This is a genomic window from Pseudomonas syringae pv. tomato str. DC3000, assembly GCF_000007805.1.
Lineage (GTDB): Bacteria > Pseudomonadota > Gammaproteobacteria > Pseudomonadales > Pseudomonadaceae > Aquipseudomonas > Aquipseudomonas avellanae.
On the sequence record NC_004578.1, the window covers coordinates 5509388 to 5535020 of the forward strand.

At 60.3% G+C, this 25633-nt stretch carries 21 protein-coding genes and 1 pseudogene; 14 read left to right on the forward strand and 8 right to left on the reverse strand.

From position 1 onward, the window contains the following. Positions 1-215 precede the first annotated feature (215 nt). The 6 genes from dusB (at position 216) to PSPTO_RS25170 (ending at position 8270) form a co-directional block, all read left to right on the forward strand. Positions 216-1229, forward strand: a complete 1014-nt coding sequence (gene dusB, locus PSPTO_RS25145; RefSeq protein ID WP_005763161.1) for a tRNA dihydrouridine synthase DusB — start codon at positions 216-218, stop codon at positions 1227-1229. Then, positions 1226-1546, forward strand: a complete 321-nt coding sequence (gene fis, locus PSPTO_RS25150; protein WP_002555375.1) for a DNA-binding transcriptional regulator Fis — start codon at positions 1226-1228, stop codon at positions 1544-1546. The genes dusB and fis overlap by 4 nt, the downstream gene beginning before the upstream one ends. Before the next feature lie 82 nt (positions 1547-1628). Then, positions 1629-3233, forward strand: coding sequence for a bifunctional phosphoribosylaminoimidazolecarboxamide formyltransferase/IMP cyclohydrolase (gene purH, locus PSPTO_RS25155; protein ID WP_011105209.1), 1605 nt, complete (start codon positions 1629-1631; stop codon positions 3231-3233). Positions 3234-3431: 198 nt separating this feature from the next. After that, positions 3432-4727, forward strand: coding sequence for a phosphoribosylamine--glycine ligase (gene purD, locus PSPTO_RS25160; RefSeq protein ID WP_011105210.1), 1296 nt, complete (start codon positions 3432-3434; stop codon positions 4725-4727). An 87-nt stretch (positions 4728-4814) separates the two neighbouring features. Beyond that, entirely contained in the window at positions 4815-7604 is a 2790-nt protein-coding gene (locus tag PSPTO_RS25165; RefSeq protein ID WP_007244646.1) for a hybrid sensor histidine kinase/response regulator RetS, read from the forward strand. A 69-nt stretch (positions 7605-7673) separates the two neighbouring features. Then, positions 7674-8270 carry a MarC family protein gene (locus PSPTO_RS25170; RefSeq protein ID WP_005763150.1) on the forward strand — a complete coding sequence of 199 codons (597 nt, stop codon included), beginning with the start codon at positions 7674-7676 and terminating at the stop codon, positions 8268-8270. A 6-nt stretch (positions 8271-8276) separates the two neighbouring features. Here PSPTO_RS25170 and PSPTO_RS25175 read toward each other — a convergent pair whose 3' ends face one another. The 8 genes from PSPTO_RS25175 to cobG all read right to left on the reverse strand — a co-directional run bounded on the left by PSPTO_RS25175 (position 8277) and on the right by cobG (position 15906). Then, positions 8277-8912, reverse strand: coding sequence for a hypothetical protein (locus PSPTO_RS25175; RefSeq protein WP_011105211.1), 636 nt, complete (start codon positions 8910-8912; stop codon positions 8277-8279). Between the two features lie 36 nt (positions 8913-8948). Further along, positions 8949-9584, reverse strand: coding sequence for a hypothetical protein (locus PSPTO_RS25180; RefSeq protein ID WP_011105212.1), 636 nt, complete (start codon positions 9582-9584; stop codon positions 8949-8951). Further along, positions 9577-10275, reverse strand: coding sequence for a hypothetical protein (locus PSPTO_RS25185; RefSeq protein ID WP_011105213.1), 699 nt, complete (start codon positions 10273-10275; stop codon positions 9577-9579). Before PSPTO_RS25185 ends, PSPTO_RS25180 begins: the two co-directional genes overlap by 8 nt. A 58-nt stretch (positions 10276-10333) precedes the next feature. Next, positions 10334-11161, reverse strand: a complete 828-nt coding sequence (locus PSPTO_RS25190) for a hypothetical protein (RefSeq protein WP_044391804.1) — start codon at positions 11159-11161, stop codon at positions 10334-10336. A 347-nt stretch (positions 11162-11508) separates the two neighbouring features. Then, on the reverse strand, positions 11509-13212 hold the full coding sequence (gene cobJ / locus PSPTO_RS25195; RefSeq protein ID WP_011105215.1) for a precorrin-3B C(17)-methyltransferase: 1704 nt from the start codon (positions 13210-13212) through the stop codon (positions 11509-11511). Further along, a complete protein-coding gene (locus PSPTO_RS25200; protein WP_005763136.1) occupies positions 13212-13943 on the reverse strand; it encodes a precorrin-2 C(20)-methyltransferase in 732 nt (243 codons plus the stop codon). Before PSPTO_RS25200 ends, cobJ begins: the two co-directional genes overlap by 1 nt. After that, on the reverse strand, positions 13943-14569 hold the full coding sequence (locus tag PSPTO_RS25205; RefSeq protein ID WP_005763134.1) for a precorrin-8X methylmutase: 627 nt from the start codon (positions 14567-14569) through the stop codon (positions 13943-13945). Before PSPTO_RS25205 ends, PSPTO_RS25200 begins: the two co-directional genes overlap by 1 nt. Continuing rightward, complete coding sequence (cobG, locus tag PSPTO_RS25210) at positions 14566-15906, reverse strand: precorrin-3B synthase (protein WP_193383855.1); 1341 nt, start codon at positions 15904-15906, stop codon at positions 14566-14568. The genes PSPTO_RS25205 and cobG overlap by 4 nt, the downstream gene beginning before the upstream one ends. A 130-nt stretch (positions 15907-16036) precedes the next feature. Here cobG and PSPTO_RS25215 point away from each other — a divergent pair, with 130 nt between their 5' ends. From PSPTO_RS25215 to PSPTO_RS25250, 8 genes and pseudogenes are all read left to right on the forward strand, one after another. Continuing rightward, the gene (locus PSPTO_RS25215) at positions 16037-17239 is read left to right on the forward strand and encodes a bifunctional cobalt-precorrin-7 (C(5))-methyltransferase/cobalt-precorrin-6B (C(15))-methyltransferase (protein WP_005763130.1); all 1203 of its coding nucleotides are present in this window, start codon (positions 16037-16039) and stop codon (positions 17237-17239) included. Further along, positions 17239-18351, forward strand: a complete 1113-nt coding sequence (locus PSPTO_RS25220; RefSeq protein WP_007244641.1) for a cobalt-precorrin-5B (C(1))-methyltransferase — start codon at positions 17239-17241, stop codon at positions 18349-18351. The genes PSPTO_RS25215 and PSPTO_RS25220 overlap by 1 nt, the downstream gene beginning before the upstream one ends. Next, positions 18348-19088, forward strand: coding sequence for a cobalt-precorrin-6A reductase (locus PSPTO_RS25225; RefSeq protein WP_005763127.1), 741 nt, complete (start codon positions 18348-18350; stop codon positions 19086-19088). The genes PSPTO_RS25220 and PSPTO_RS25225 overlap by 4 nt, the downstream gene beginning before the upstream one ends. A gap of 144 nt (positions 19089-19232) precedes the next feature. Further along, a pseudogene (locus PSPTO_RS29980) lies at positions 19233-19373 on the forward strand (DNA-binding protein); the annotation flags it as partial. Positions 19374-19425: 52 nt separating this feature from the next. Then, positions 19426-19887 carry a copper chaperone PCu(A)C gene (locus PSPTO_RS25235; protein ID WP_005763123.1) on the forward strand — a complete coding sequence of 154 codons (462 nt, stop codon included), beginning with the start codon at positions 19426-19428 and terminating at the stop codon, positions 19885-19887. A 13-nt stretch (positions 19888-19900) separates the two neighbouring features. After that, the gene (locus PSPTO_RS25240) at positions 19901-20335 is read left to right on the forward strand and encodes a DUF2946 domain-containing protein (RefSeq protein WP_011105217.1); all 435 of its coding nucleotides are present in this window, start codon (positions 19901-19903) and stop codon (positions 20333-20335) included. Positions 20336-20418: 83 nt separating this feature from the next. Further along, on the forward strand, positions 20419-21792 hold the full coding sequence (locus PSPTO_RS25245; protein ID WP_005763119.1) for a PepSY-associated TM helix domain-containing protein: 1374 nt from the start codon (positions 20419-20421) through the stop codon (positions 21790-21792). Positions 21793-22043: 251 nt separating this feature from the next. Then, positions 22044-25514: a dermonecrotic toxin domain-containing protein gene (locus PSPTO_RS25250; RefSeq protein WP_046463546.1), complete on the forward strand. Its 3471-nt coding sequence runs from the start codon at positions 22044-22046 to the stop codon at positions 25512-25514. The last annotated feature ends 119 nt before the right edge of the window (positions 25515-25633 follow it).

The following is a 25633-nucleotide window of genomic DNA, read 5'->3' on the forward strand; positions in this document are numbered from 1 at the left end:
AATCGCAAGCTGAACGAGCCGTGAGGAACTGTTCAGATTTTATCCAATTCAGCCTTTATCCAGTCATCGAGAGCGGGTATCATGCCAACCCTTTTTCGAACTCTCGGTTCGCTCTGGCAGTGGCCCTCGCGGCTGGCAGGACGGGCCGTTGCAGACCGGGTGAAACAGTTTTTACATGGCCTGCGGATGATTTGGCCTCCACTACAGGTAAGGCTATGTCGGCAGTACGCATCGGCCCGTATACAGTGCACAACGGCTTGATCCTCGCCCCGATGGCGGGCGTCACCGACCAGCCTTTCCGTCAGCTGTGCCGACAACTCGGTGCTGGCCTGGTGGTATCGGAAATGGTCACCAGTGACATGAGCCTGTGGAACAGCCGCAAATCGCGTCTGCGCATGATCCACGCAGGTGATCCCGAGCCCCGCTCGGTACAGATCGCTGGTGGTGACGCGCAGATGATGGCAGACGCAGCACGTGCCAATGTTGAACTGGGTGCCCAGATCATCGACATCAACATGGGCTGCCCGGCCAAGAAGGTCTGTAACAAGGCGGCAGGTTCGGCGCTGTTGAAAGACGAGCAACTGGTCAACGACATCCTGCAGGCCGTTGTGGCTGCGGTCGATGTGCCGGTCACGCTGAAGATCCGCACCGGCTGGGACCGCGACAACCGTAACGGCCTGACCGTGGCGAAAATCGCCGAGCAGGCGGGCATTCAGGCGCTGGCGGTGCACGGGCGAACCCGTGCCGACCTTTACACCGGCGAGGCCGAGTACGACACCATTGCCATGATCAAACAGGCAGTGTCGATTCCGGTCTTTGCCAATGGCGACATCGATTCACCCGAAAAAGCCCGGCACGTGCTACAGGCCACCGGCGCAGACGGATTACTGATTGGCAGGGCCGCCCAGGGGCGTCCCTGGATTTTTCGCGAGATAGAACACTACCTGCTTACCGGAAAAACACTCCCGGCCCTGCAGTCGAGTGAAGTGGAACGCATTCTGCTTGAGCATCTGGCAGCGCTCCACGTTTTCTATGGCGACGTGATGGGCGTGCGTATTGCACGCAAACACGTTGGTTGGTATCTCGCAACCCTGCCGGGCGCCAGGGAGTTTCGCGCCCTCTTCAATCGTTTGGAAGATACGGAAGCACAGTGCGCCAACGTTCGGGAGTTCTTCAGCCAAGGCTGCAAGGGCCCGGATAACCAGAATGATAAAGAGGTGGCCGCATGACGATGATGACCGAGACTTTAGTGAGTGGAACAACACCCGTGAGCGACAACGTCAATTTGAAACAGCACCTCAACACGCCGAGCGAAGAGGGTCAGACCCTGCGCGGAAGTGTCGAGAAGGCGCTGCACAATTATTTCGCCCACCTCGAAGGCGCATCCGTCACTGACGTCTACAACCTGGTGTTGTCGGAAGTCGAGGCTCCGCTTCTGGAAAGCGTGATGAACTACGTCAAGGGCAACCAGACGAAAGCTTCCGAACTGCTGGGGCTCAATCGCGGCACACTGCGCAAGAAACTCAAACAGTACGATCTGCTTTAAAGCATTCAAAACAGAAAAGGCGACCTTTTGCACCGCGGTCGCTTTTTTTTGCAGACCTCTTTTGCTTTTGATGGAAATCGAGATGACCGACCAGACTACCCGCCTGCCGATCCGCCGCGCCCTGATCAGCGTATCCGACAAGACCGGAATCCTTGAATTTGCCCGCGAGCTGGAAGCGCTGGGCGTCGAGATCCTTTCCACTGGCGGTACGTTCAAGCTGCTCCAGGACAACGGCGTTGCGGCAGTCGAAGTGGCCGATTACACCGGCTTCGCAGAAATGATGGACGGCCGGGTCAAGACCCTGCACCCCAAGATCCACGGTGGCATTCTGGGCCGTCGTGGCATCGACGACGCCATCATGAACGAACACGGCATCAAGCCAATCGATCTGGTCGCCGTCAATCTGTACCCATTTGAAGCCACTGTTTCCAAGCCGGGCTGCGACTTGCCGACCGCCATCGAAAACATCGATATCGGCGGCCCGACCATGGTCCGTTCCGCTGCGAAAAACCATAAAGATGTCGCCATCGTGGTTAACGCCGGCGATTACGGCCAGGTACTGGAAAGCCTCAAGGCCGGCGGCCTGACCTACGCACAGCGCTTCGACCTGATGCTCAAGGCGTTCGAGCACACCGCCGCCTACGACGGCATGATCGCCAACTACCTGGGCGGCGTTGACCAGACGGCCGACACCCTGAGCACCGAAGGCCGCAGCCAGTTCCCGCGCACCTTCAACACCCAGTTCGTCAAGGCACAGGAAATGCGCTACGGCGAGAACCCGCATCAGAGCGCGGCGTTCTACGTTGAAGCCAAACCTGCCGAAGTCGGTATCGCCACCGCTACCCAACTGCAAGGCAAGGAGCTGTCGTTCAACAATGTGGCTGACACCGATGCCGCGCTGGAATGTGTCAAGAGCTTCGTCAAGCCGGCCTGCGTGATCGTCAAGCACGCCAACCCGTGCGGCGTTGCGGTCTGCCCGGACGACGAAGGCGGCATTCGTCAGGCTTACGAACTGGCCTACGCCACTGACTCCGAGTCAGCGTTTGGCGGCATCATCGCCTTCAACCGCGAACTGGACGCTGCAACGGCCAAGGCCATCGTCGAGCGTCAGTTCGTCGAAGTGATCATCGCCCCAAGCGTCAGCGCCGAAGCCCGCAGCATCATTGCCAGCAAAGCCAACGTGCGCCTGCTGACCAGCGGCCAGTGGAGCGAGCGCCTGCCGGCCTGGGACTACAAACGCGTCAACGGCGGTCTGCTGGTGCAGAGCCGCGACATCGGCATGATCACCGAAGCCGACCTCAAGGTCGTGACCCAACGCGCACCCACCGAACACGAAATGCATGACCTGATCTTCGCCTGGAAAGTCGCCAAGTACGTCAAGTCCAATGCCATCGTCTATGCCCGCAACCGCCAGACCATCGGCGTCGGCGCAGGCCAGATGAGCCGTGTGAACTCGGCACGCATCGCCGCCATCAAGGCCGAGCATGCAGGCTTGCAGGTGCAGGGCGCGGTCATGGCCTCCGACGCATTCTTCCCGTTCCGTGATGGCATCGACAACGCGGCAAAGGTCGGCATCAGCGCCGTCATCCAGCCAGGCGGCTCGATGCGCGACAACGAAGTAATTGCTGCGGCAGATGAAGCGGGCATTGCGATGGTGTTCACCGGCATGCGCCACTTCAGGCACTAATCAGAAAAACGGCCGCACTGTCGCAGGCGTCTGCTGCGTTGGATGGGGCTCCGCTGATGCTCATTGCCAGAAGGCAACTCCGCTCAGCGAAGCCCCATCCGCCTTGCATACACCTACGCCATTACGACCTCGTATTGCGGTATTGATCTTTTCAGACACACCGCGTACTCCAGAATCAGCGTCATCGAGGTTTTTGAAATGAATGTTTTGATCATTGGCAGTGGCGGTCGTGAACACGCACTGGCATGGAAAGTCGCTCAGGACCCACGCGTACAGAAGGTGTTTGTCGCACCGGGCAACGCAGGCACGGCAATCGAGGCCAAGTGCGAGAACGTGGCTATCGACGTTCTGGCGCTGGAGCAACTGGCAGATTTTGCCGAAAACAACGTTTCGCTGACTATCGTCGGCCCTGAAGTGCCGTTGGTTGCAGGCGTCGTGGACCTGTTCCGCAGCCGTGGCCTGGATTGCTTCGGCCCCACCGCAGGTGCCGCGCAGCTTGAGGGCTCCAAGGCCTTCACCAAGGATTTTCTGGCGCGCCACAAGATCCCGACTGCCGACTATCAGAACTTCACCGAGATCGAGCCAGCACTGGCTTATCTGCGTGAAAAAGGCGCGCCGATCGTCATCAAGGCCGATGGCCTGGCTGCAGGCAAAGGCGTGATCGTCGCCATGACCCTGACCGAAGCCGAAGACGCAGTGCAGGACATGCTGGCGGGCAATGCCTTTGGCGAAGCCGGTTCGCGCGTGGTGATCGAAGAGTTTCTGGATGGCGAAGAAGCCAGCTTCATCGTCATGGTCGATGGCAAAAATGTATTGCCAATGGCCACCAGCCAGGATCACAAACGCGTCGGCGACGGCGACAGCGGGCCGAACACCGGCGGCATGGGTGCCTACTCCCCGGCACCGGTAGTCACCGCCGACGTTCATCAGCGTGTCATGGACCTGGTCATCTGGCCGACCGTGCGCGGCATGGCCGATGAAGGCAACGTCTATACTGGCTTTCTCTACGCGGGTTTGATGATCGACAAAGCCGGCAACCCGAAAGTCATCGAGTTCAACTGCCGCTTTGGCGACCCGGAAACCCAACCGGTCATGCTGCGCCTGCAATCGAGCCTGGTGCTGTTGATCGAAGCGGCCCTGGCGCAGGCGCTGGACAAGGTCGAAGCACAATGGGACCCGCGGCCGAGCCTGGGTATCGTTCTGGCGGCCGGTGGTTATCCGGGTGATTACGCCAAAGGCGCGATCATCGAGGGTCTTGATGCGGCTGCGCTACTGGAAGGCAAGATCTTTCATGCTGGCACCACCTTGCAGGATGACCGTGTCGTGACCAGTGGCGGTCGTGTACTGTGTGCCACAGCCTTGGGCGACAGTGTCGGCAGCGCGCAGAAAAATGCTTACGCACTGGCTGCCAAGGTTGATTGGCAAGGTTGTTTCTACCGCACGGACATCGGCTATCGCGCCATTGCCCGTGAGCGTGGCGAAGACCAGGAATAAACGACCGGGCCAGCCGCTGTTGTGCGGCTGGCCGGTTGATCCGGTATTCGCGGTGTACCAGGCATTCATTCACGAAGGGATTTCATAGTGCGCTGGCTCAGGATTGCCATAGCCTCAACGGTCGGACTGCTGACCCTGCTGTTCATGCTTTCGGCTCAGGCCGAGCACGGGGCTGGCTGGTCGACGCTGCTCGACGAAAAGGCACGCCTGTCGCTGGATGAAATCCGTTCGGCGCGGTATCAGAATCAATTCAGCCCTATCGAACTTGAACGCGTCGCCGCTGCGGAGCGCGACAGCGCGGTATGGCTGCATTACAGGTTACATCCCAACCAGCATGAGCAACTGGTGCGTATCTTTGCCCCAGACCTTGCCAGCGCCGACATGTACGTCATGGATGGCGATCAACAGATCGATCATCTGCGCACCGGCAACGCCGTGCCTACAGAAGATCAGCGCCTGCCCTCCAATGATTTCCTGCTGCCGATCCCGCAAAGCGCGGCCTCTCTGGATATCTACCTGAGGCTTGTTTCCTCTCAGAAAATGCGCCCCAGCATTACCCTCGAGCCCGCCATACAGAGCGCTGCCGACGAGACCGAACCGTTTCTGTTCGGCCTGCTTTTTGGTGCGCTGGCAATGCTGATCGTGCAGAACCTGACCCGCTACGCGCACACGCGTTCGCGCAGCAACCTGTGGCTGGCGGCCTGCGAATCAATGCTCGGGCTCAGCGCCCTGCTGCTGCTCAACCTGCTTCGCCCTATAGACCCGTGGCACATTGCCCAGACACCCAGCGCGCACGTTGCGTTGCTGCTGGCCGCCGTCGCGGGCCTGATCTACACCTATTGTTTCTTCGTGCACCGCAACGCCCGCACACTGGATCGCCTGCTACTGGGCAACGCCGTGCTCATGGGCATTGGCGCACTGCTGGTGGTGTTCGACGCTACGCTGCCGATCAACGCGCTGACCTTCGTTCTGGTGTCCCTGACCACGCTGAGTATCCTTGCTGTGTCGATGTGGCACTGGCAAAAAGGCTATCGTTCGGCACGCCTGTTCGTTCTGGGCATGATCACCTTCAACATCGGCTATATGGTGGTGTTGCCGGGTCTGCTGTGGCTGAGTCTGGTGCCGCCGCAATGGTTGATACTCGCGCTGCTCTGCGTCTTCTGTATCAGCGGCCTGCTGATGAGCCTGGCACTCAGCGAACGTTATCGCAGCATTACCGAAGACCGTTTCAGCGTCAGCCGGGATCAGGCAGCCAGTACCGCTGAAATCAACGCCAAAGCCGAATTTCTGGCCAAGATCAGCCACGAGATCCGCACCCCCATGAACGGCGTACTGGGCATGACCGAACTGCTGCTCGGCACGCCGTTGTCGGTCAAGCAGCGCGACTATGTGCAGACCATTCACAGTGCCGGCAACGAACTGCTGACGCTGATCAACGAGATTCTGGACATCACCAAGCTCGAATCAGGGCAGATCGAACTGGACGACGTACAGTTCGATATCAGTGCGCTGGTCGAAGACTGTCTGAATATCTTCCGCGCCAAGGCCGAGCAGCAACAGGTCGAACTGATCAGCCAGATCCAGCCCCAGGTGCCACGCGTGATCAGCGGCGACCCGACTCGCCTGCGCCAGACGCTGCTGAGCCTGCTGGAAAATGCCCTGAAAAAGACCGACGAAGGCGAAATCCTGCTCGGCGTTGCGCTTGAGTCTTCCAAGAGCGGACAGCCGCGCTTGCGCATTTCGGTTCAGGACAGCGGCGAATCGCTCTCCGACGAAGAGCGCGACGAGCTGCTTCACGCCGAACTGCACAGCAGAAACTTTCTGGCCAGCAGCAGGCTTGGCGGCCATCTGGGGCTGGTCATCGCCCGCCAGTTGATCATATTGATGGACGGCGAATTCGGTATCCAGAACAGTGGCACGCCGGGTAATACGCTGTGGCTGAACCTGCCGCTGGACGCAAAGCTGCTTGAACAGCCGACCATCGACCTGGACAGCCCGCTGAAGGATGCCCGCGTGCTGGTGGTCGATGACAACGACACCTGCCGTAAAGTGCTCGTCCAGCAATGCAGCGCCTGGGGCTTGAATGTCAGCGCCGTGGCATCGGGCAAGGAAGCGCTGGCGCTGCTCAGGACCAAGGCGCACTTGCGCGACTACTTCGATGTAGTCCTGCTCGACCAGAACATGCCCGGCATGACCGGCATGCAACTGGCCGCCAAGATCAAGGAAGACCCCAGCCTCAATCACGACATTCTGCTGATCATGCTCACCGGCATCAGCAATGCGCCCACCAAGATCATTGCTCGCAATTGCGGCATCAAACGTATTCTGGCCAAACCGGTGGCGGGCTATACGCTCAAGACCACGCTGGCAGATGAGCTGACCCAACTGAACAAAGGCGTTGTTTTAGCCAAACCCGGCCCGGCCATGCCCCCGCCGGTCAGCGTGCCCGGCGACTTCCGCATTCTGGTGGCCGAAGACAACAGTATTTCGACCAAAGTGATTCGCGGCATGCTCGGCAAGCTCAATCTGAACCCGGACACCGCCAGCAATGGTGAAGAAGCGCTGCGCGCCATGAAAGCGCAGCGTTATGATCTGGTGCTGATGGACTGCGAAATGCCGATACTCGACGGTTTCTCGGCCACCGAACAACTGCGTGCCTGGGAAGTCGGCAACCAGCGGGTACGCACGCCGGTCGTGGCCCTGACCGCGCATATTCTCACCGAGCACAAGGACCGCGCGCGCCAGGCCGGCATGGACGGCCACATGGCCAAGCCCATCGAACTGTCCCAGTTGCGCGAACTGGTCGAGCACTGGGTGGCGCACCGTGACAAGGCCCGTGGGCTGACGGCGGATGGCGAGCACTATCGGCAAAACTGACGGCGACGGGAGAGGCCTGTGGCCTGATAGACTGCCGATGCCATCCACCTGCTGCTGTGAGTCGAAGCCATGCTTCACGTGTTGTTCAGCGTCTATCTGAAAATGCTGGTGCTTTACAGCCCGTTTTTCGTTCTTTCCTGCTTCATCAGCCTCACGCGTGGTCACTCGCGCAAGGAACAGCGGCGCCTGGCCTGGAAGGTGGCGTTGGCGACGCTGGTGTCCAGTGTGCTGCTTTATCTGTTCGGCCGATTCATTTTCGATATTTTCGGGATCACCGTGGATGCGTTCCGGATTGGTGCCGGCAGTGTGCTGTTCATTTCGGCACTGGGCATGGCCCAGGGCAAGTCTGCGGTCCAGACCGATAACGTCCAGCAGGACGTCACCATTGTTCCGTTGACCATCCCGCTTACCGTAGGCCCCGGCACCATCGGCGCGCTGCTGGTCATGGGCGTCAGTCAGCCGCATTGGGACGACAAGCTCACGGCCATCCTGAGTATCGCCCTGGCCAGCCTGACAGTCGGGGTGGTGCTATATCTCGCCAACCGTATCGAACGTATTCTCGGTGATCAGGGCCTGCAGATTGTCAGCCGCTTGATGGGGTTGTTCGTCTGTGCGCTGGCTGCGCAAATCATCTTCACCGGCATCAGGGGCTATCTGCTGCCCTGATCAGCCTCAGATAGACGCCGAACGCACCATACTGTGGGCTTTGCCATCCAGATAACGCGCCACGTTGTCTCGATGGGCTGCGTAGATATTCCTGTCAAAGGTGTAACTGCCGCCCTTGAAGTGGAACAGCAGCCTTCGCGTACCCGGGGCGTGGTCGTCGACACTCAAGTGCAGACTGCACAGCAAAAGAAGTGTCCGGTTCGGCTCATACTTTTCACAGGGTACGACCTGAAAACTGCCCAGACGGCCTTGATCGAAACCGTTTTGAAAATAAGCCTGCGCGGCCTGACTCATACCTATCGCACTGAAGCCACGTTGCACCATGCCACCAAGACGCTTGCGATCTTCAGGGTTGCTGACCTTGAAGGTCGCCTGTAGCAAATCGTCAACGTTGCTCACGACCAGCGAGTCCCCCAGGATCACTCCTGTTTGCTTTATGCCGCGCGTCTTGAGCCGGCTGCGGTAGTAATGCATCCAACTGCTCCACTGCGTCTTGAAATCGAACTGTTTGCCGGCGAACAATTGCGCATCCAGCAGCACGTCCTGAAGGTCGGTGCGCTCTTCGCTCGATAACCCCGGAAGAAACGCCACGATACTGGGGATATTGCCCAGATAAGCGGCGTTATCTGTGTCTGTACTCATTTTTGTTGCTCCCTTCCATGGGCACCTGATCACTCGTTACAAACCGATGATTTCGGCTGTAGCGCGATCAGACACGGTGTCCTGAACCATCTGGCGAAACGGTTCAAAGCGCTGGCGATTGAAGCGGAACGCCGTACCAACGGTGTGCACCAGCATTTCCCCTCCCAGTATTTGCCAGAAGTAGAGCGCGGGCCTGAGTGCCAGGGTTTTCATCTGCATACTGCACAGCATGATCGTTGCCTCCTCTTCGCTTTGCATTGCACAGGGAATGACCTGAAAGCTTTCAAAGCGACCTGAAACAAACCAGTTGCTGAAAAATGTCTGCGCATGCCCACTGGCCAGAAGACTGTCGAGTGAGCGCTGGTATAACTGGCGAAGCTCAACGGAGTTACTGACAACGGGAAGCCGCAGCGTGCCGATATCCCGGAAACGATGGATTTTTAGCAGTGCCTCTTCAACCCGTGCGTCAGGCTGCCCGCCTGTGGCAGAAATTGTTCGCTGGTAGACGTCCAGCCACGAACGCCAGGCCTGACGCGGGGAATGGAGATCATCGGCAACAAGCCTGGCATGGTGGAGGCAGTCCAGAATGTCCTGCCGCAAAGCCGGGCAGACATTTTGAGCAAAGGACACCAGATTATTGCCTGACAATAGGCTTTCATCGTGCTCAGGCATCCGCAACCTCCAGCAACGTCTCGATCAGGCCGGCACGCCTGGTTGCCAGCGCCGAGCTGATCTTGTCGCGGAACTGTAGATAAACAAGATCCATCAGGTGCAGGGAGTAGAAGGTCAGGCCAATGTTGCCAACCGTACTGGCAGGCTCAAGGACATCGAACAGAAAGCCATCGCTCAGCGGCTGACGGGTGACAAAATGCAGTTGTACCAGCGTCAGGTTATGCTGCTCGTCGATGAAACCTGTTTGCACAGCCACGACGGTCTGCGCCCGTCCGACATGATCCGCCCCCTGCTCAAGCACCTGGCCAACCAGCAATCGAATCGCCGGATTTCCGGAAGGCTTAGCGCAAGTCTGGCGCAATGACCGCTCCGCACGGTCAAGTTCTGCTGGTGTGACTGACACGGCAAGCGCTCGACGAACACTGCTCCATATTGTCTCGGCAGCGTCTGCCTTCAACGGCTCACTGACATGCTCGCTGGCGTTCAGCATCCAGCCAAAGCTCATCGCCGCAGCCAGCCAGGTTTCATTCCATTTATCGAGGCTGGCAAATTTCGGGTGTTTCTTCGATGCGGCCAACTGCACATACAGCATTGAGTCCATGACATCGCTGCGCAAGGCCGTCTGAGTCCGCTCAGGAAAAAACAGCAGACAACCCGCGTTGACCACCCCAGCGTTCAGTTCCTGCTTCATGGGAAAATTCCTTTTATCCCGGAAGCGGAGACGACACGCGTCTCCGCAAATAATCCGTTCAGATCTCGAACGCGTCGATCGCACTCTTGGCGTTATCGCCCAGACGTTGCTGAATCAGCTCGCGATGGCGTGCATACAGGCTGGTGTTCAGCACCAGACTGTCCTCGCCCTTCCAGGTTTTGACGTTGGTGTCCTGCCATTCCCAGAACAGAACATTGGTGACTTCGCTGTCGGTCTGAAAGGTGACTGCGCCCATGGCCAGATTGACGGTGCCATCTGCCGACTCGATGCATGAGGCGATACGAAAACTGCCGCCACGGTGTGCTTTTGTCTGGCTCTCGAACAGGCGCAGCGGCTCTTTTTTGGCACTCAGGGCGGCAACGGCATCAGCGGCGACCTTGAGCATCAACAGCGAGGCAGGGCCAGGCAATGCAGCGGCGGTGATGGCCGAACCGAGAATCTCGAGACCGACCTCGTCCATGCTAAAGCGTTGCTGGGTAGCGCTGTAACGCGAGTAGTTCCAGTGAGTGGACAGCCAGCCGAGCTTGGAAAGCACTTCATTGAATTTGTCGTACCACTGATCGCCCTGGGTTTCGGCGTCGAACGCTTTTTTGGCCACCAGGGTGGCGAACAGAAAGGAGTTCATGACGTCGTCCTTGCTCTGACGCGACACGCCTTCGGCAAAGGCGATCAGGCCGCCTGCGACGACTGCGGCTGTAGCGCCCTCATCACTTCCGGCTGCATCCGTCGCATCGCCGCCCACCAGACGCGATGGGGTATTGCGAGCAGCTGCAAAGGCGGCCAATTGCGGGGAGCAGTCAGCCAGTTCACAGGCAGCGAGGTAATCAAGGTTATCGGTGGTGCTCATAGGGGTTTCCTTTTTCATTTCATTAGTCCGTTAATTCATGCGTCCCGATGGACAGGAGCAAGACTAACGAAATAAAACGGACTGCCTGGAAGCGCCCTGTGTCGATAAATGTCCGCGTCAAATCGCCAGATTGCAGGTTGTTGTGAAGAAGCAACAGGTCGAGCTGCACGTGATCCCCCGACAGATCGGGCACCACAGAGCATTCCACGGGCATACAACGAAATGGACTACAAGGGGGGATAGCTCACAAGCGATTGATTCGCGCGATACGCAGGCAGGAAGTCCGGCTTGCATATCGCGCGTTTACGTGAGGATTTCAGCGTTTTCCCACAACCGGACGCCACCGGTATGACAAGCCAGCAGGCTCAGGCTGTAGGTTTCGCGCCATACCAACGCGGCGTATAGACCCAGTTGCCACCGCTGTTACGAGGGAAGGTGCAGGTCAGCGATGAACCGATCAGTACCATGGTGCGCATGTCCACCTGATCCGGGGTCAGTTCGCCCAGCGTGATCACACGCAATGTCTGACCCGGACGCCCAACGTCACGCCCCAATGTCACGGGCGTTTCGGGAAGCCGATGCTGACGAACGATTTCCAGCGCACGCCCCAGTTGCCAAGGTCGGGAGCGGGATATCGGGTTGTAGAACGCCAGCGCCAGATCGGCCTGACAGGCAAGGTCCAGACGCTTTTCGATGATGTCCCAGGGCTTGAGGTTGTCGGACAGCGACAGCACGCAGAAATCGTGCCCCAGCGGCGCACCCGCCTGAGCGGCAGTTGCCAGGGAAGCCGAGACACCTGGCAGAATCTCCAGCTCGACCGCATGCCAGTGAGGATTATCCGACTCATGCAACGCTTCAAGCACCGCTGAAGCCATGGCGAAAACCCCCGGATCACCGGACGACACCACGACCACCGAGCGGCCTTGAGCCGCCAGTTCGAAGGCATGCCGGGCACGTTGCATTTCTTCACGATTGTCGGTGCAGTGCAGCACCTGATCGGCACGAAACGGCCCGGCCATGCGTACGTAGGTTTCATAACCGAGCACGTCATTGGCGCGTGCCAGCTCGGTTTTGACCGCAGGCACCATCAGCTCGGCTGCACCGGGGCCAAGGCCGATGACGGCGAGGCGACCGCGACCACGGCCAATCTGTTGCACGTTCAGCGGTTGCGTCGCCACGGCAATCGCCATGTCGCTGCCGACGCTGAGTGGCGGCAGCAGTTGCGGCACAGCGCTGGAGGCCATTTCACTGGCCGACCCGGCCTTGTCGAAGCGTAACGGGACACCCAGCTCGCTGGCGGCCTGGTGCAGCAGCGCGCTGGCCATCTGCTCTTCGCTGGCCAGCAGGCAGGCCAGGGATTGCTCGGCAATGTTCGAGTCGCGCAATGCCGTACGCACATGTGCAGCCAGTTCAGCGGTCATTTCGCTGACGGCGACCAGCACACTGCGCGGGTAAATCAGTAATTCATTGGCCGCAGGCTCACGTAGGGCGCAGCCAACATGAATCGCCAGCTCGGCCTGCGGGTCTTCGGGCAATTGCGCTTGAGCCAGCCACGGGGCCTCGCCTTCGATGCGCACCGGCTCACCGGAGAGCAGGTCGGAGACAAAACGTTTGCCCAGCTCCAGATCGCCCAATGCATAGCCGCTGGGCGGGTTGAGCAAACACGTGCCGAAGCGCAATTCTCCGCTGGTGGTAATGGCCGGTGCAACGCCAAGCCCGCAGGCAATGCTGCGCGCCATGACATTGACCCCGCCCAGACCGCCCAGCAGTGGCACCACGGCGCTGCCGTCCTCAGCCACAGCCAGCACCGGAGGCTCGACGCCCTTTTCCAGCAACAGCGGGGCCAGGGTGCGAATCACGATGCCGGCGGCACACAGGGCAATGATCGGCGTGTTCTGCTGATACAACTGACGCAGCGTGGCACCGAACTCGCTGTACGTATTGTCAGCGCCCTGCACGCGCTCGGCCAGGCCATGAATCAGCGCATCAGGAAACAGCTGCTGAATGCGCTTTGCCGTAGCGAGGCTGCCATTACCGAGAATGACGATGGCCGGAGTGTTGGGAGTCATCAGCCTTGCCACCTGTCACCAGGAACGATAATCAGCGAAAAGTACGGCGAAGACATTGGATCGACCTGATCCAGCGGCACTATTTTCTGGTTGCTCATGGTCGCGCGCTCGACATACAGCGCACGCCCGGCCATGCCCAGCTCGGTCAGCACTTCGCGGACCTTGTGGAAGTTGCGACCCAGTTTCATGATCACCGCAGCATCGGCATCGGCCAGCTTGCGTTTCAGATCGTCATGGGACAGCACACCGGACAGCACCGACAGGCTCTGGTTGCGATACACCAACGGCGCGCCCAGTACCGACGCGCCACCGAGCATCGAGCACACACCCGGAATCACTTCAGCCTCGTAGCGCTCGGCCAGGCGGTCGTGCAGGTACATGTAAGAGCCGTAGAAGAACGGGTCGCCTTCGCAGATCACCGCCACATCACGCCCGGCATCCAGATGCGCAGCCACTTGAAGGCTGGACGCGTCGTAGAAATCACTGATGACTTTCTCGTACGACAACGGCGCTGGCAATGCCTCGGTGGTGACCGGGTAGATCAGCGGCATCAAGGTCTGAACGTCCTGCAGGTGCGCTTCGATGATGCCGAACGCGTTGCCCTTTTTGCCCTTGGCCACGAAGTACGCCACCACCGGCGACTCACGCAGCAGGCGCAAGGCTTTGACGGTAATCAGTTCCGGGTCGCCGGGACCGACGCCCAGGCCAATCAATCGACCGCGCGCCTGCATCATTCGATCTCCGTGGCCAGTGCATTGACAGCGGCCACAGCCATGGCGCTACCGCCACGACGGCCCTGCATGATCACGAATGGCACGCCGCGGCTGTCGGCAGCGAGCATGGCCTTGGACTCGGCAGCGCCGACAAAACCGACCGGGAAGCCGAGAATCAGCGCGGGTTTCGGCGCGCCGGCATCGAGCATTTCCAGCAGGTAGAACAGCGCGGTCGGCGCGTTGCCGATGACCACCACGCTGCCTTCCAGGTGCGGACGCCACAGTTCCAGCGCCACGGCGGAGCGTGTATTGCCCAGTTCCAGCGCCATTTCGCGCACACCGTCATCGTGCAATGTGCAGATGATCGGGTTGTTGGCAGGCAATCGGGTACGGGTGATGCCTTCGGAAACCATGCGTGCGTCGCAAAGGATCGGCGCACCGGCGGCCAGGGCGTTGCGCCCGGCGGTACCGGCACCCGGCGAGAAGCGCAGGTCTTCGATGACTTCGACCATCCCGCAGGCATGGATCACGCGCACAGCGAGTTTTTCCAGGTCGGCGGGGATCGTGTCCAGGCGCGCTTCGGCGCGAATGATCGAGAAGGAGTTGCGATATATCTCCTGACCATCGCGGATGTAATCAATCATGCAATGCTGCTCCGTGAGTCGGCGTTCAACTGCGCACCGACTGCTTCAATAGTAAGGTCACGCGCGCGCAGCACACCGAAACCGGAGTGGGTTGCGTCGCGAAAATAAAGGTCGTAGCGGCCGGGCGCAACAGCCAGCAACGTCACCGGCGCCACGTGAGCAGCGGCACACGAACGTGTGCAACCGCTCAAGTGCACGGCCTGACTGACAGCCAGGCCGCTGGCCAGTTGCAGGGCATCGGCCTTGGTGTCGGCCAGCCCCTTTGCACATCCGGCAGACCCGGTGCACGCCACGATCTGCGCCAGCGGCTGTTCGGCCGAACAGATCAGGCCTGCTGCCTGCAACGCCGCCATCACGGCTGCCGCACGCTCGGCCGGCACGTTGGGCAGCAGCAGGCTTTGCCAGGGCGTCAATCGCAAGGTGCCGTCGCCATGATCGGTCGCCAGCTGCGCCACCGCAGCGAGCATGGGCGCGGTCAGACGACCCAGCGGCACCACGGCACCGACCGCCACCAGGCCTGACTGCGCCTGTGGATAAACACCGATATGCCGATTGCCCTGAACTGCCGGGCGCTGCCAGCCGGTAACCGCGTCATCAACCCGCACCGGGCAGCTCAGCCGAGTAGACAGCTGGCGCAGCAGCTCGTCTGTGGACAGCTCGGCCAGCAAGTGCCGCATCCGGGTGTGCTCCGGGCGAGCCAGATCGAGGAACAGCTCCAGCAACGCGACAACCAACGCCTCTCCAGCCGCCGGCGGTACAGCGGCCAGCGGTCGATCACTGGCCGGACAACCCGCCAGCCCGAACGCCAGCAGCACCTCGTCGCCCGTCTTCAGCGCCGATAACCAGACGTCATGTGGATGCTCCAGCATAACCAGCGCTTCACCGGCATCCAGCGACAGGGCAAACTTGGGCGACAGCTCTTGAAAGCGCGTGTGGTTTTCCAGCGCACGCAGAATCTGCGCAGCCAATGGCCGGGCATCGAACAGCATGTGCGGATCCAGCCCGGCGGTCGGGCTGAGCATCAGGTTGCGCACATCGTCACTGGCAGGGTTGGCCGGGCCGAGCCCTGCGGCCATCAGCGTTTCAATCAGGCCATCATGATCAGCGCCAATGCCGCGAATCTGCAGATTGGCGCGGTTGGTGGCTTCGATCACGCCCTGTGCATAAGTCTGCGCAGCCTGTGCAACCGCCAGCGCCTGCGCGCTGGTGATGACGCCACCCGCCAGTTTGATCCGGCAGATTCCGCCGTCCAGCGCCGGGACGATACGCAGCAACCCCGGACAGGCCGAGGGGCGTAGCGTTACAGACGATGTGCGAGCGGACTGCTGCTCGTTCAATGGATCACCCGGTATGAACTGGCTGGAAAACGGATTAGAGCACTTGTACCCCGTCGGGCGCGGTATTATGCCTGCTTTGTCCGCAGGCATGAAAAGGCGCTCTGTCGGAAGTTCGGATTGAGGTGTGTACATGTCGCCGTGGCTGACAGTCGTGGGAATCGGAGAAGACGGTTACAAGGGCCTGGGAAAGAACGCCCGGCACGCGCTGCTGCACGCCGATCAGGTGTTCGGCAGCCCGCGCCAGCTGGCGTTGCTGCCGCCCTGCATTGGCGCCGAACGGCGCGCATGGCCAAGCCCGTTCTCGCTGAACCCGGTGCTGGAGCAGCGCGGTGCCGAGATTTGTGTACTGGCCAGCGGCGACCCCATGCTGTTCGGCGTCGGTGCCAGCCTGGCGCGTGTGGTCGCCATCGAAGAAATGCGCATCCTGCCCGCGCCCTCCTCTTATTCGCTGGCAGCTGCACGCCTTGGCTGGCCGTTGCAGGAAGTCGTCACGTTGTCGGTGGTTGCCCGGCCGGTGGCCGCGCTGAACGCGCATTTCCATCACGGCGTGCGCCTGTTGGTGCTGAGTAATGACGGCAGTAGCCCAGCCGTGATCGCCGGTCTGCTGCGCGAGCGAGGCTTGGGCCCCAGCCGCATGACCGTGCTGGAGCATCTGGGCGGTGAAGCGGAGCGGCGTGTCGAAGGGCTGGCCAGCGAATGGGGCAATCCTGAAATCGCTGCGCTCAATCTTGTCGCTATCGATTGTCGCGCCGATGCCAGCGCTATTCGCCTGAGCACGCTGGCCGGTTTGCCAGACAGTGCGTTCGAGCATGACGGCCAGTTGACCAAGCGCGATGTGCGCGCCATCACCCTCGCCCGCCTTGCCCCGGTGCCAGGCGCATTGCTCTGGGATGTGGGGGCGGGCTGCGGCTCGATCGGCATCGAATGGATGCGGGCTCATCCGACCTGTCGGGCCATGGCCATCGAGGCCGACGAGGGTCGTCAGCAACTGATTGAATTCAATCGCGATGCGCTGGGCGTGCCCGGCCTGCAACTGGTGCGCGGCAGTGCACCTCAGGCGCTGAACGGCCTGGAACGCCCGGATGCGATTTTCATCGGCGGCGGCGTCACGCGTATCGGCGTGCTGGAAACCTGCTGGGAGCAACTGCGCTCCGGCGGACGACTGGTGGCCAACGCCGTGACCCTGCAAAGCGAGGTCGCACTGATGGCCTGGCGCGAGCGGCATGGCGGCGAACTGACGCGCATTCACGTCGCGCATGCCCAGCCTCTCGGCGAGTTCGACACGTGGCGTCAAGCACTGCCGATCACTCTGCTGGACGTAGTCAAACCCTGATGCGCGAAGAGACCGCCGAACAACCGGCCCCGCTGCGCAGCGGCCTGACCACCGGCAGTTGCGCGACCGCGACCAGCCTGGCGGCAGCGCGATTGCTGCTCAGTGGGCAGATAAGCGATGCGGTGGAGATTGTGTTGCCCAAGGGCAAGCAGGTGCAGATGCGCCTGGAATTCTGCCGGCGTGTGGATAACTTCGCCGAAGCCGGAACGCTCAAGGATGCCGGTGACGACCCCGACGTCACCCACGGCGCACTGGTGTTTGCCCGCGTCAGGCAGGAAGCGGCCCCCGGTGTGCGCTTCGTGGCGGGCGCAGGTGTGGGCAGCGTAACCCGCCCCGGTCTGGTGCTGGCGGTGGGCGAGCCGGCCATCAACCCGGTGCCTCGACGCATGATGACCGAGCACCTTCTGCGGCTGGCAGAAGAACTCGGCTACAGCGGTGGTTTCGAGGTCACGATTGGCGTCGAGGGCGGCGAAGCGCTGGCGCTCAAGACCATGAACCCGCGTCTCGGCATTCTCGGCGGATTGTCGATTCTGGGCACCAGCGGGATCGTCCGGCCGTTTTCCTGCGCGGCCTACATCGCCTCTATCCATCAAGGCATCGACGTCGCCACCACCAATGGCTATCGGCATATCGCCGCCTGCACCGGCAATGCCAGCGAAGACACCATGCGCCGCGTCTACAACATTCCGGATATCGCCCTGATCGAGATGGGCGACTTCGTGGGCGCGGTACTCAAGCACCTGCGCAAGGTGCCTGTGGATAAGTTGAGCCTGTGCGGCGGCTTCGGCAAGATCAGCAAACTGGCCGCCGGGCACATGGACCTGCACAGCCGCCATTCAAGCATCGACCTGCCGCAACTGGCGCTCTGGGCGGCGCAGGTCGGCGCGGACGCGGCCTTGCAGCAACAGATTCTTCACGCCAATACCAGCCAGCAGGCGCTGGCGATGTGCGCGGCGGCGGGCGTGCCGCTGGGCGATGAAGTGTGTCGTCATGCACTGGCGTTTGCCCGAAGCGTGGTGCCTGCCACTGTTGAGGTCGAGGTGTTCGCCATCGACCGTCAGGGCGGGGTCGTCGGTCAGGCAGGCGTTGCGTTATCGAAGGAACACACATGAAACGAATTCTGCTGTTGGGCGGCATTACCGAAGCGCTGGCGATTGCACGCAAGCTCGGGCCTGAGCACATCTACAGCCTGGCGGGCGTTGGCCGGGTGCCGACCGATCTGGCCTGTCAGTTGAAAGTCGGCGGCTACGGCGGCGCAGAGGGCATGGCGCAGTACATTCGCGACCAGGGTGTTGATCTGCTGCTTGATGCTACCCATCCGTATGCCGCGCAGATCAGCCGCAATGCCGCGCTGGCGGCCCGGATTGCTGGCATTCCCTGCTGGGCCTTGCGCCGCACGGCATGGCAGCCCGGCCCCGACGATGACTGGCGCGAAGTGGCCGACTGGTCAGCGCTGGTCACGGCACTGGCCCCTTTCAAGCGCCCGCTGTTCACGCTGGGTCGCGAGCCCTTGCAGCATCTCAATGAAATCCCGAAACATCAGTTCTGGACACTGCGTGCACTGGACAGCTATCCCGGCAACGACCGCTGCGAAGTGATCGGCGCGCGCGGTCCGTTTGTGCTGGAAGACGAACGCCAACTGTTTGAACAACGCAATATCGACGTGCTGATCAGCAAAAACAGCGGCAGCAGCTCCACCGAACCCAAACTGGACGTCGCCCGCGAACGCGGCCTGCCCGTCCTCATCTTGAAACGCCCGCAGTTGCCTGACGTGGACAGGATTTTGTGGAGCGTGGATGAGGTACTTGGGGTGTTGGGGCTTGCTGAAACCAGCCCAAAACCACGATAGTTCTCGTTCCGCACACTCCAGCGTGGGAATGCATTTCCGGACGCTCTGCGTCCGATCTTGATGGGGGAAGCAGAGCCTCACGAAATGCATGCCAACGCGGAGCATTGGCACGAGATTTAGAGAGCTGTGTGAAAGGGAGCAACCATGAACAACGAGACGACACCGTTCGATACCGTCGACTATTTGAAGACACCTGAAGATATGGCCAATTATCTGGATGCGTGTCTTGAAGAGGATTCAGGAGGCGGGTTGCTCGTAAGGGCAGCGCTGAACGAAATAGCACGCTTGTCCGTCCCTCTTGCCTAAAACACCTGAACGCCACCGGAGAATCACCCCCATGCTCAAAAAAGCACTCCTGCTGGCCGCATTTTTGCTGCCGGCCTGCTTCGCCCAGGCCCATGAGTACAAGGCAGGGTCGCTGCTGATTGGCCATCCGTGGTCGATGGAGTTGCCGCCCAATGCGCCCACAGTGGCGGCGTATTTCATTATCGAGAACAAAGGCGACAGCGACGACCGGCTGATCGGTGTCGACACGCCCATCGCCGGGCAGGCGCAATTGCATGAGCATGTACACGCCGACGGGCTGATGAAGATGCAGCATGTTGAGGCGGTCGATATTCCGGCAGGGGCAAAAGTGAGTTTCGCGCCGATGGCCTGGCATGTGATGCTGCTGGACCTCAAGGATCGCTCGAAACTGAGGGTCGGCCAGCGCTTCCCGATGACCCTGCATTTTGAAAAGGCAGGCGATGTAGAGGTGCAGGTCGTGGTACAAAAGCAGGCTCCGGAACACCAGCACTGAGTAACCGTTCAGATTGAGCGCCACACGCCGCAACGACAGACCACCCGCGCCCCGTCACTACCGGGGCGCATGGCTGAGCCTGTTCGCCATGTTGATGATCTTTATCGGCCCACTGGTTTCCCAGTCGATGCCGATGGATCAGCACGCCGGCATGTCCATGTCCATGCCAGCCACGATGGACATGCCTGCCGACAGCCACGCCCACCACGGCAGCGAGCACGCCATGCCTGCCGACACCGGCATGAGCGATCACGCGCTGTGGGCCAAATGCGGTTATTGCACCCTGCTGTTCAGTTGCCCGGCGCTGCCCCAGGTAGTGGAGCTGGTTGCGGCGCCCCCGCCAAGGCCCGGTGACTTCTTCGCGCTGGCGCCACTGCACGGCCATGCACGCAAATCGATTTTCCCCAACGCCCGAAGCCGGGCGCCGCCAACGTTCATCACGGCATAACCGCAAAAAAGATTTCACGATCGCGCGTGGCCCAGGGCTGCGCGCGATTTGTGCTGTGTAATCCCTACTGGGGAGTGTTGAACGTGTCCAAACCTGTTGTCTCTTTTTATAACCTGGCTTGGCGATGGCATTTCTACGCCGGGCTGTTCGTCGCGCCGTTCATGATCCTCCTGTCGCTGACCGGGATCATCTACCTGTTCAAGCCGCAGCTGGACAACCTGATGTACAGCGACCTGCTGAACGTGGCACCGGCCGAGCATCGCCTCAGTGCCGACGAGCTGCAACAGAGGGTGCTGAATACTTATCCACAAGCCACCATCGGCAAGTATTTCCCACCGACGAGTGCCAGCGGCAGCGCGCAGTTTGTGGTCAGCGAGCAGGGTCAGGAGGTGAATGTCTTCATTGATCCTTATCGCGGCGAAGTGCTTGGCACTCAGGACGCGAAGCAAAACCTGCAAGCCATTGCCCGTGCACTGCATGGCGAACTGATGATCGGCACACTGGGCGACCGGCTCATCGAGCTGGCGGCGGGCTGGGGCATCGTACTGGTGGTCTCAGGCCTTTATCTGTGGTGGCCCAGGGGTCGCTCGGCGGCGGGTGTATTCTGGCCGCGCCTGACCGCCAAAGGGCGCGTGCTGTGGCGCGATCTGCACGCAGTGACCGGCTTCTGGGGTGCATTATTGCTGCTGTTCATGCTGTTGAGCGGCATGACCTGGACCGGCATGTGGGGCAAGCAATACGCCGCGGTGTGGAATACCTTCCCGGCAGCCATGTGGACTGACGTCCCCAAGTCCGACAAGCAGGCTGGCGAGCTGAACAATGCCAGCGTGCAAACCGTGCCGTGGGCAATGGAGAACACACCGATGCCGGTTTCGGCCGGTGAACACGCCGAGCACATGGACCACATGCACATGTCCAGCGCACCGGCTGCGCCGACCGTGTCGCTGCAAAAGGTCGTAGACATTGCACGCGCCAGAGAAATCGTGCCGGGTTACAGCATCACTCAGCCCAAGACCGCCGATGGCGTGTTTACCGTGTCGGTGTTCGCCGACGACCCGCGCGATGACGCAACGCTGCACATCGATCAGTACACCGGCAAGGTGCTGGCCGATGTCCGTTATGTCGATTACAGCGCAGTGTCCAAAGCCACCGAGCTGGGCGTGATGCTGCATGAAGGCAAGTTTTTCGGCTGGGTCAACCAGTTGCTGATCCTGCTGGTGTGCCTGCTGGTGTTGCTCAGTTCGGTCAGCGGGCTGGTGATCTGGTGGAAACGCCGACCTCAGAGCGGGCTGGGTGTGCCGCCGTTGCGCCACGACCTGCCACGCTGGAAAACCGCGACCGTGGTGATGATTGCGCTGGGAGTACTGTTCCCTCTGGTGGGCATTTCGATGCTGATTGTCTGGGTGCTTGATCGAATAGTGCTTTCGCGCTTTGCCAAACGGGCGGCAACAGCTTAGATTGCTCCCTGCGGGGCCTGAAACCATTGAGTGGCGTTGTGATGAATTCCTCCTCATACCCGGTTTCAGGCCTCGCCTCTCGCCCTGCCAGGGCTGCAGCCCGAAGATCGGTCCTACTTTGCGCATCGACGATGCCACAAGCATCGACAAGCCACGCCCGACAGCGCCTTGCCGCCAACCCTGACTATATGAAATGAACCGCCTGGCCATTGCCTCGAGCGGATCATCCATCATGCAGACGAATCGGCACCATGAACTTACCGCTCACCACATCAGCCCCACCTCTACCCGCCTCGCTTGCCAGCGATACCTATCCACCCGATTTCAGCAAGACGACGCAAGAACTGGCCCGTGACCTGCTGCACCCGCTCAAACCCGAGCTGGATGTCGAGACGACCTGGCTGACCTACCGTGACAGCGAGGTCGAATTCGACCACGGTAGCAACATACACAGGGTTCCACTGATCCCTGGCCTGATCGAATATTTCACCGGCCATTTGCAATGGATCGACAATGATGTAGTCGCTCTCCACCCGCCTCTCGACGCTCGTTCCCCAACGCCTGACACACAGCAGCCTGACATCGAGCCGCCAGCCATTAAGCCGTTGGGGCGGGCAGCGACTGTAGCGTTCCTTACCCAGGTCAGCGAGCAACTGGAGCAGCGCTACACCGCTAAACTTGCAGACTACTGGAGCACTGCGACGCTGAATGGCGAAACCCGGAGCAGCCGGTTTGTCGCTGAGCAGATCGAGTGCCTGACATCCGAATGTGCGGTGCTGATCGCCTTGGGAAAGATGACGACCGGGCACTACAGCCTGCTTTCGGCCGCCCTTGGGCCATGTGCCACAAATGCGACCGCAGGTCTCGCAGACCTACAGCCGCACAGTGTTTACAGCCTGTCGGCACAAGACGGCGACGGCCCCTCGCTGTCGCTTTACGGTGCGTTTGCCATTGCCCGGCGTCTTCGTGATGCGCCGGTCCAGCTTGACCTGGAAGAGCTGGAAGATGTCCTGCTGTTTACGCCCCATGACGGGCTGGAAGCATTTGCCTCATTGAAACAGTTGAATGACGCCCTTGTTCAGCGAGTGACTGAACCCAAGTACAGAGGACGTTTGGGCGACGGCGTCAGCACCGGGCAGGCAAGCCCCACCGAACCCACCCCCATCTTGCAATGGCAATACACCCTGATGGACGGCAATTTTCTCAGCCTGCTGCTTGCCCGGCAGGTTGTCGCGCAGCAGTCGGTCTTCGCTCAGGCTGTACAGCTGGCCCGCTCTCAGCAGATGGACGCGGTCTGTTTCAAGCAATCGATAGCGAGTTTGCTGAAACCCAGGATTTACTTCGACAACCACTGGCGACTCGACGGGTTCGACAGCGATCTAGTGCAAAACCAGATGCCCGATTGGTGGAAAACCATGACGCTGACGCAGCGTCAGGCATGGCATCGCGAGGCACAGCGGTTTGGCGAGCAGGTGGTGAACATGCGCAAAGCCAGCAAGGAGCACTTCGGCCAGGCGGAAAATGACAGCCGCACCTATCCGGCGCGCTTTATCGACCAGCAACTGGCTCAACTGCTGAACCGGCTATCCATCGCTGCAACGGCGCAACAGATCAATATTTCACTGACCTACAGGACGGGCACCGAAGTGCTCGAAATTCCCGGCGCGCCTGTATTGCCAGAAACCGAGACCGAGAACGTTTCACTCAGGCAACTGGTGCATACCCAGGCCCTGCGCACCAAGGCCAAGGATGCCGTGCTTCTACGCGCTGTCGACGCCGAAGGCGTCCCCCTTGCGCACTTGGACAAGCAGGCCGTAACCGAGCTGATTGCCACGCTGGAAGATCACCGATACCTCAGTGATTACCTTGACCTGCACCTGAAAACCTCGGCGTATGCACAGCAGCTCAAGCGGTCAGAAAAAGCCATGTTGCAAGCTCAGATGAAGATGGCGCTGCTGGAGATCGAGCAACAGGCTTTTGCACCAGCCGGTCGCGAGTGGATCAAGGCTGTGCTGGATTCGCCAGCCCCCCAAGGACGTCGAACCATGGCAGGGGAAAGCATTGAAGTCCGTTTTTTCAGCGTCAACCAATTCAAGATGACCAATGTCATGCTGATTGCTCCAGCCGGTAAATTCGAGAAGGGGCCGCTGGTGCTTTGCACGCTGGATGCTTCCGACGGTGTGGTTTTCCGCTGGTTTAACAGCATGTATCACCTGACCACCAGCTTTCTGGAAGAGGCACCCTTCCAGCAGTATCTGATTCAGCAAATACCGGTTTCCAGGCGTCTTGAGACGCTGCATGCCATGCAGTACGAAAAGGAAGCCAAGCATTGGCGTCCGCCAGAAGTATTCACCCAACTGACGCTGCTACCGATCCCGTCAAGGCTGCTGCGCCCAGTCGTGTTTGTCAGCCAGAGCAAAGACATTTACGAGGAAAATCACGAGACCAAGATCAACCATCTGATCAACGAAGCCAAACGGCAGATGAGCCTGTCCACCGGTACAGGGCAATCGGGTCGGGGCTTCGATCTGATCGCGAGCATTGCGATTCTGTTTCTGCCTGGCGCGATCATGATGCCTGTCTCGCTGGGCGCTGGCCTTTACAAAACCTGGAGCGCTTTTTCGAAAATCGATGAAAACGACCTGGAAGGTGCCGCCGAGGAGTTTCTGAGCGCCCTCAGCTATCTTGCCATTACCTTGGTCGGCCATTTGGCGCTGGCCTTGAAACCGGCAGGAAGCGCCGCAAAAACGGTGAGACGTCCGCACCTGGTACGCAGAGTCGGTCGTGATGGGCAGGCACAGATCGGCTACCTCCTGTCGCATTCAAAAGCGCCGCGTTTCCCAGACTCGAAATTGATCGCTGCAATGGACCCCAAACGCTTCGTCGCCATTGAGGTAGAAGGCCAGACCTGCTTAATAAGCCGGCGGGCCAACCTGTTCGGCCACTCACGCCTTTATCGGGTAAACCCGATGGATGCAACGCAACTGGTGCACGAGCAGGAGTTTGCCTTGCGCAGCACCAACGGCACCTGGAAAATCGTGGGCAAACAGATCCTGCGCATGAGTCAGTCCGCAATCCGCAATGCCCAGGCTCAACTGACCAGCCTGACAAATCTCTGGCCGGCGTCTCTGGAGGAAGCAAGTAGCGCCGAACGCTTGAGCTTCGAGACCGACTACCTGGCGCTGGCCCAGACATCCAACGCAGAAAACTATTCCGAAATAGTCGCCTACGTGGAAAGCGGTTCAACAGACATCAACCCGCTGCTGCGAAGCGGCGTGCGCAACGCCACCACGCGCAGATTTTTACGTCAGTTCCATAAACTCAATGCGTGGGAAGGCACTGCCTTTCGCGCCACCTATGTGTCCAGCGACGGGGTGGCATGCCTTGAGCGCGAAGTGGGTTCGGTGTTCACCGACAACGGCGTGCAGTCTGCATCGGTGTCGCGAGCCAATGCCTCCAGATGGAGCCAGGACGGGTTCGTGAGCAGCAACGCCAATGCCGCAAACCACCCGGTGTTCTTCATCTTTGCACCGGGAGTGCCCAAGAAGAACATGTTCACCGGCTTTCTTGGCGATCACGTGGCAATCCCGCCAGGCACGTGCGTGCAACTGGGTGCGACCAAGCGGATAAACGGACAGCTGTTTGCCTGGTTCGATGCGCCCGAACAAATGGTCGATCAGACCTACGATCTCTATACAGGAGAACAGGAACTCTGGGTCTGAAACCCGCAAGCGACTGATCCTGGAAGCCGGCCATTCCTGGCCGGCGCTCCTGCAAAGCAGCTTTGCACCATTTCAGAGCCCGGAGCGCACGCCGAGCAAAGCCGGGGTCCACCTTGGTG

Coding starts and splice junctions, on each gene's coding strand:
- dusB (WP_005763161.1), top strand. CDS start 216: ATGTCGGCAGTACGCATCGGCCCGTATACAGTGCACAACGGCTTGATC.
- fis (WP_002555375.1), top strand. CDS start 1,226: ATGACGATGATGACCGAGACTTTAGTGAGTGGAACAACACCCGTGAGC.
- purH (WP_011105209.1), top strand. CDS start 1,629: ATGACCGACCAGACTACCCGCCTGCCGATCCGCCGCGCCCTGATCAGC.
- purD (WP_011105210.1), top strand. CDS start 3,432: ATGAATGTTTTGATCATTGGCAGTGGCGGTCGTGAACACGCACTGGCA.
- PSPTO_RS25170 (WP_005763150.1), top strand. CDS start 7,674: ATGCTTCACGTGTTGTTCAGCGTCTATCTGAAAATGCTGGTGCTTTAC.
- PSPTO_RS25175 (WP_011105211.1), bottom strand. CDS start 8,912: ATGAGTACAGACACAGATAACGCCGCTTATCTGGGCAATATCCCCAGT.
- PSPTO_RS25180 (WP_011105212.1), bottom strand. CDS start 9,584: ATGCCTGAGCACGATGAAAGCCTATTGTCAGGCAATAATCTGGTGTCC.
- PSPTO_RS25185 (WP_011105213.1), bottom strand. CDS start 10,275: ATGAAGCAGGAACTGAACGCTGGGGTGGTCAACGCGGGTTGTCTGCTG.
- PSPTO_RS25190 (WP_044391804.1), bottom strand. CDS start 11,161: ATGAAAAAGGAAACCCCTATGAGCACCACCGATAACCTTGATTACCTC.
- cobJ (WP_011105215.1), bottom strand. CDS start 13,212: ATGACTCCCAACACTCCGGCCATCGTCATTCTCGGTAATGGCAGCCTC.
- PSPTO_RS25200 (WP_005763136.1), bottom strand. CDS start 13,943: ATGCAGGCGCGCGGTCGATTGATTGGCCTGGGCGTCGGTCCCGGCGAC.
- PSPTO_RS25205 (WP_005763134.1), bottom strand. CDS start 14,569: ATGATTGATTACATCCGCGATGGTCAGGAGATATATCGCAACTCCTTC.
- PSPTO_RS25215 (WP_005763130.1), top strand. CDS start 16,037: ATGTCGCCGTGGCTGACAGTCGTGGGAATCGGAGAAGACGGTTACAAG.
- PSPTO_RS25220 (WP_007244641.1), top strand. CDS start 17,239: ATGCGCGAAGAGACCGCCGAACAACCGGCCCCGCTGCGCAGCGGCCTG.
- PSPTO_RS25225 (WP_005763127.1), top strand. CDS start 18,348: ATGAAACGAATTCTGCTGTTGGGCGGCATTACCGAAGCGCTGGCGATT.
- PSPTO_RS25235 (WP_005763123.1), top strand. CDS start 19,426: ATGCTCAAAAAAGCACTCCTGCTGGCCGCATTTTTGCTGCCGGCCTGC.
- PSPTO_RS25250 (WP_046463546.1), top strand. CDS start 22,044: ATGAACTTACCGCTCACCACATCAGCCCCACCTCTACCCGCCTCGCTT.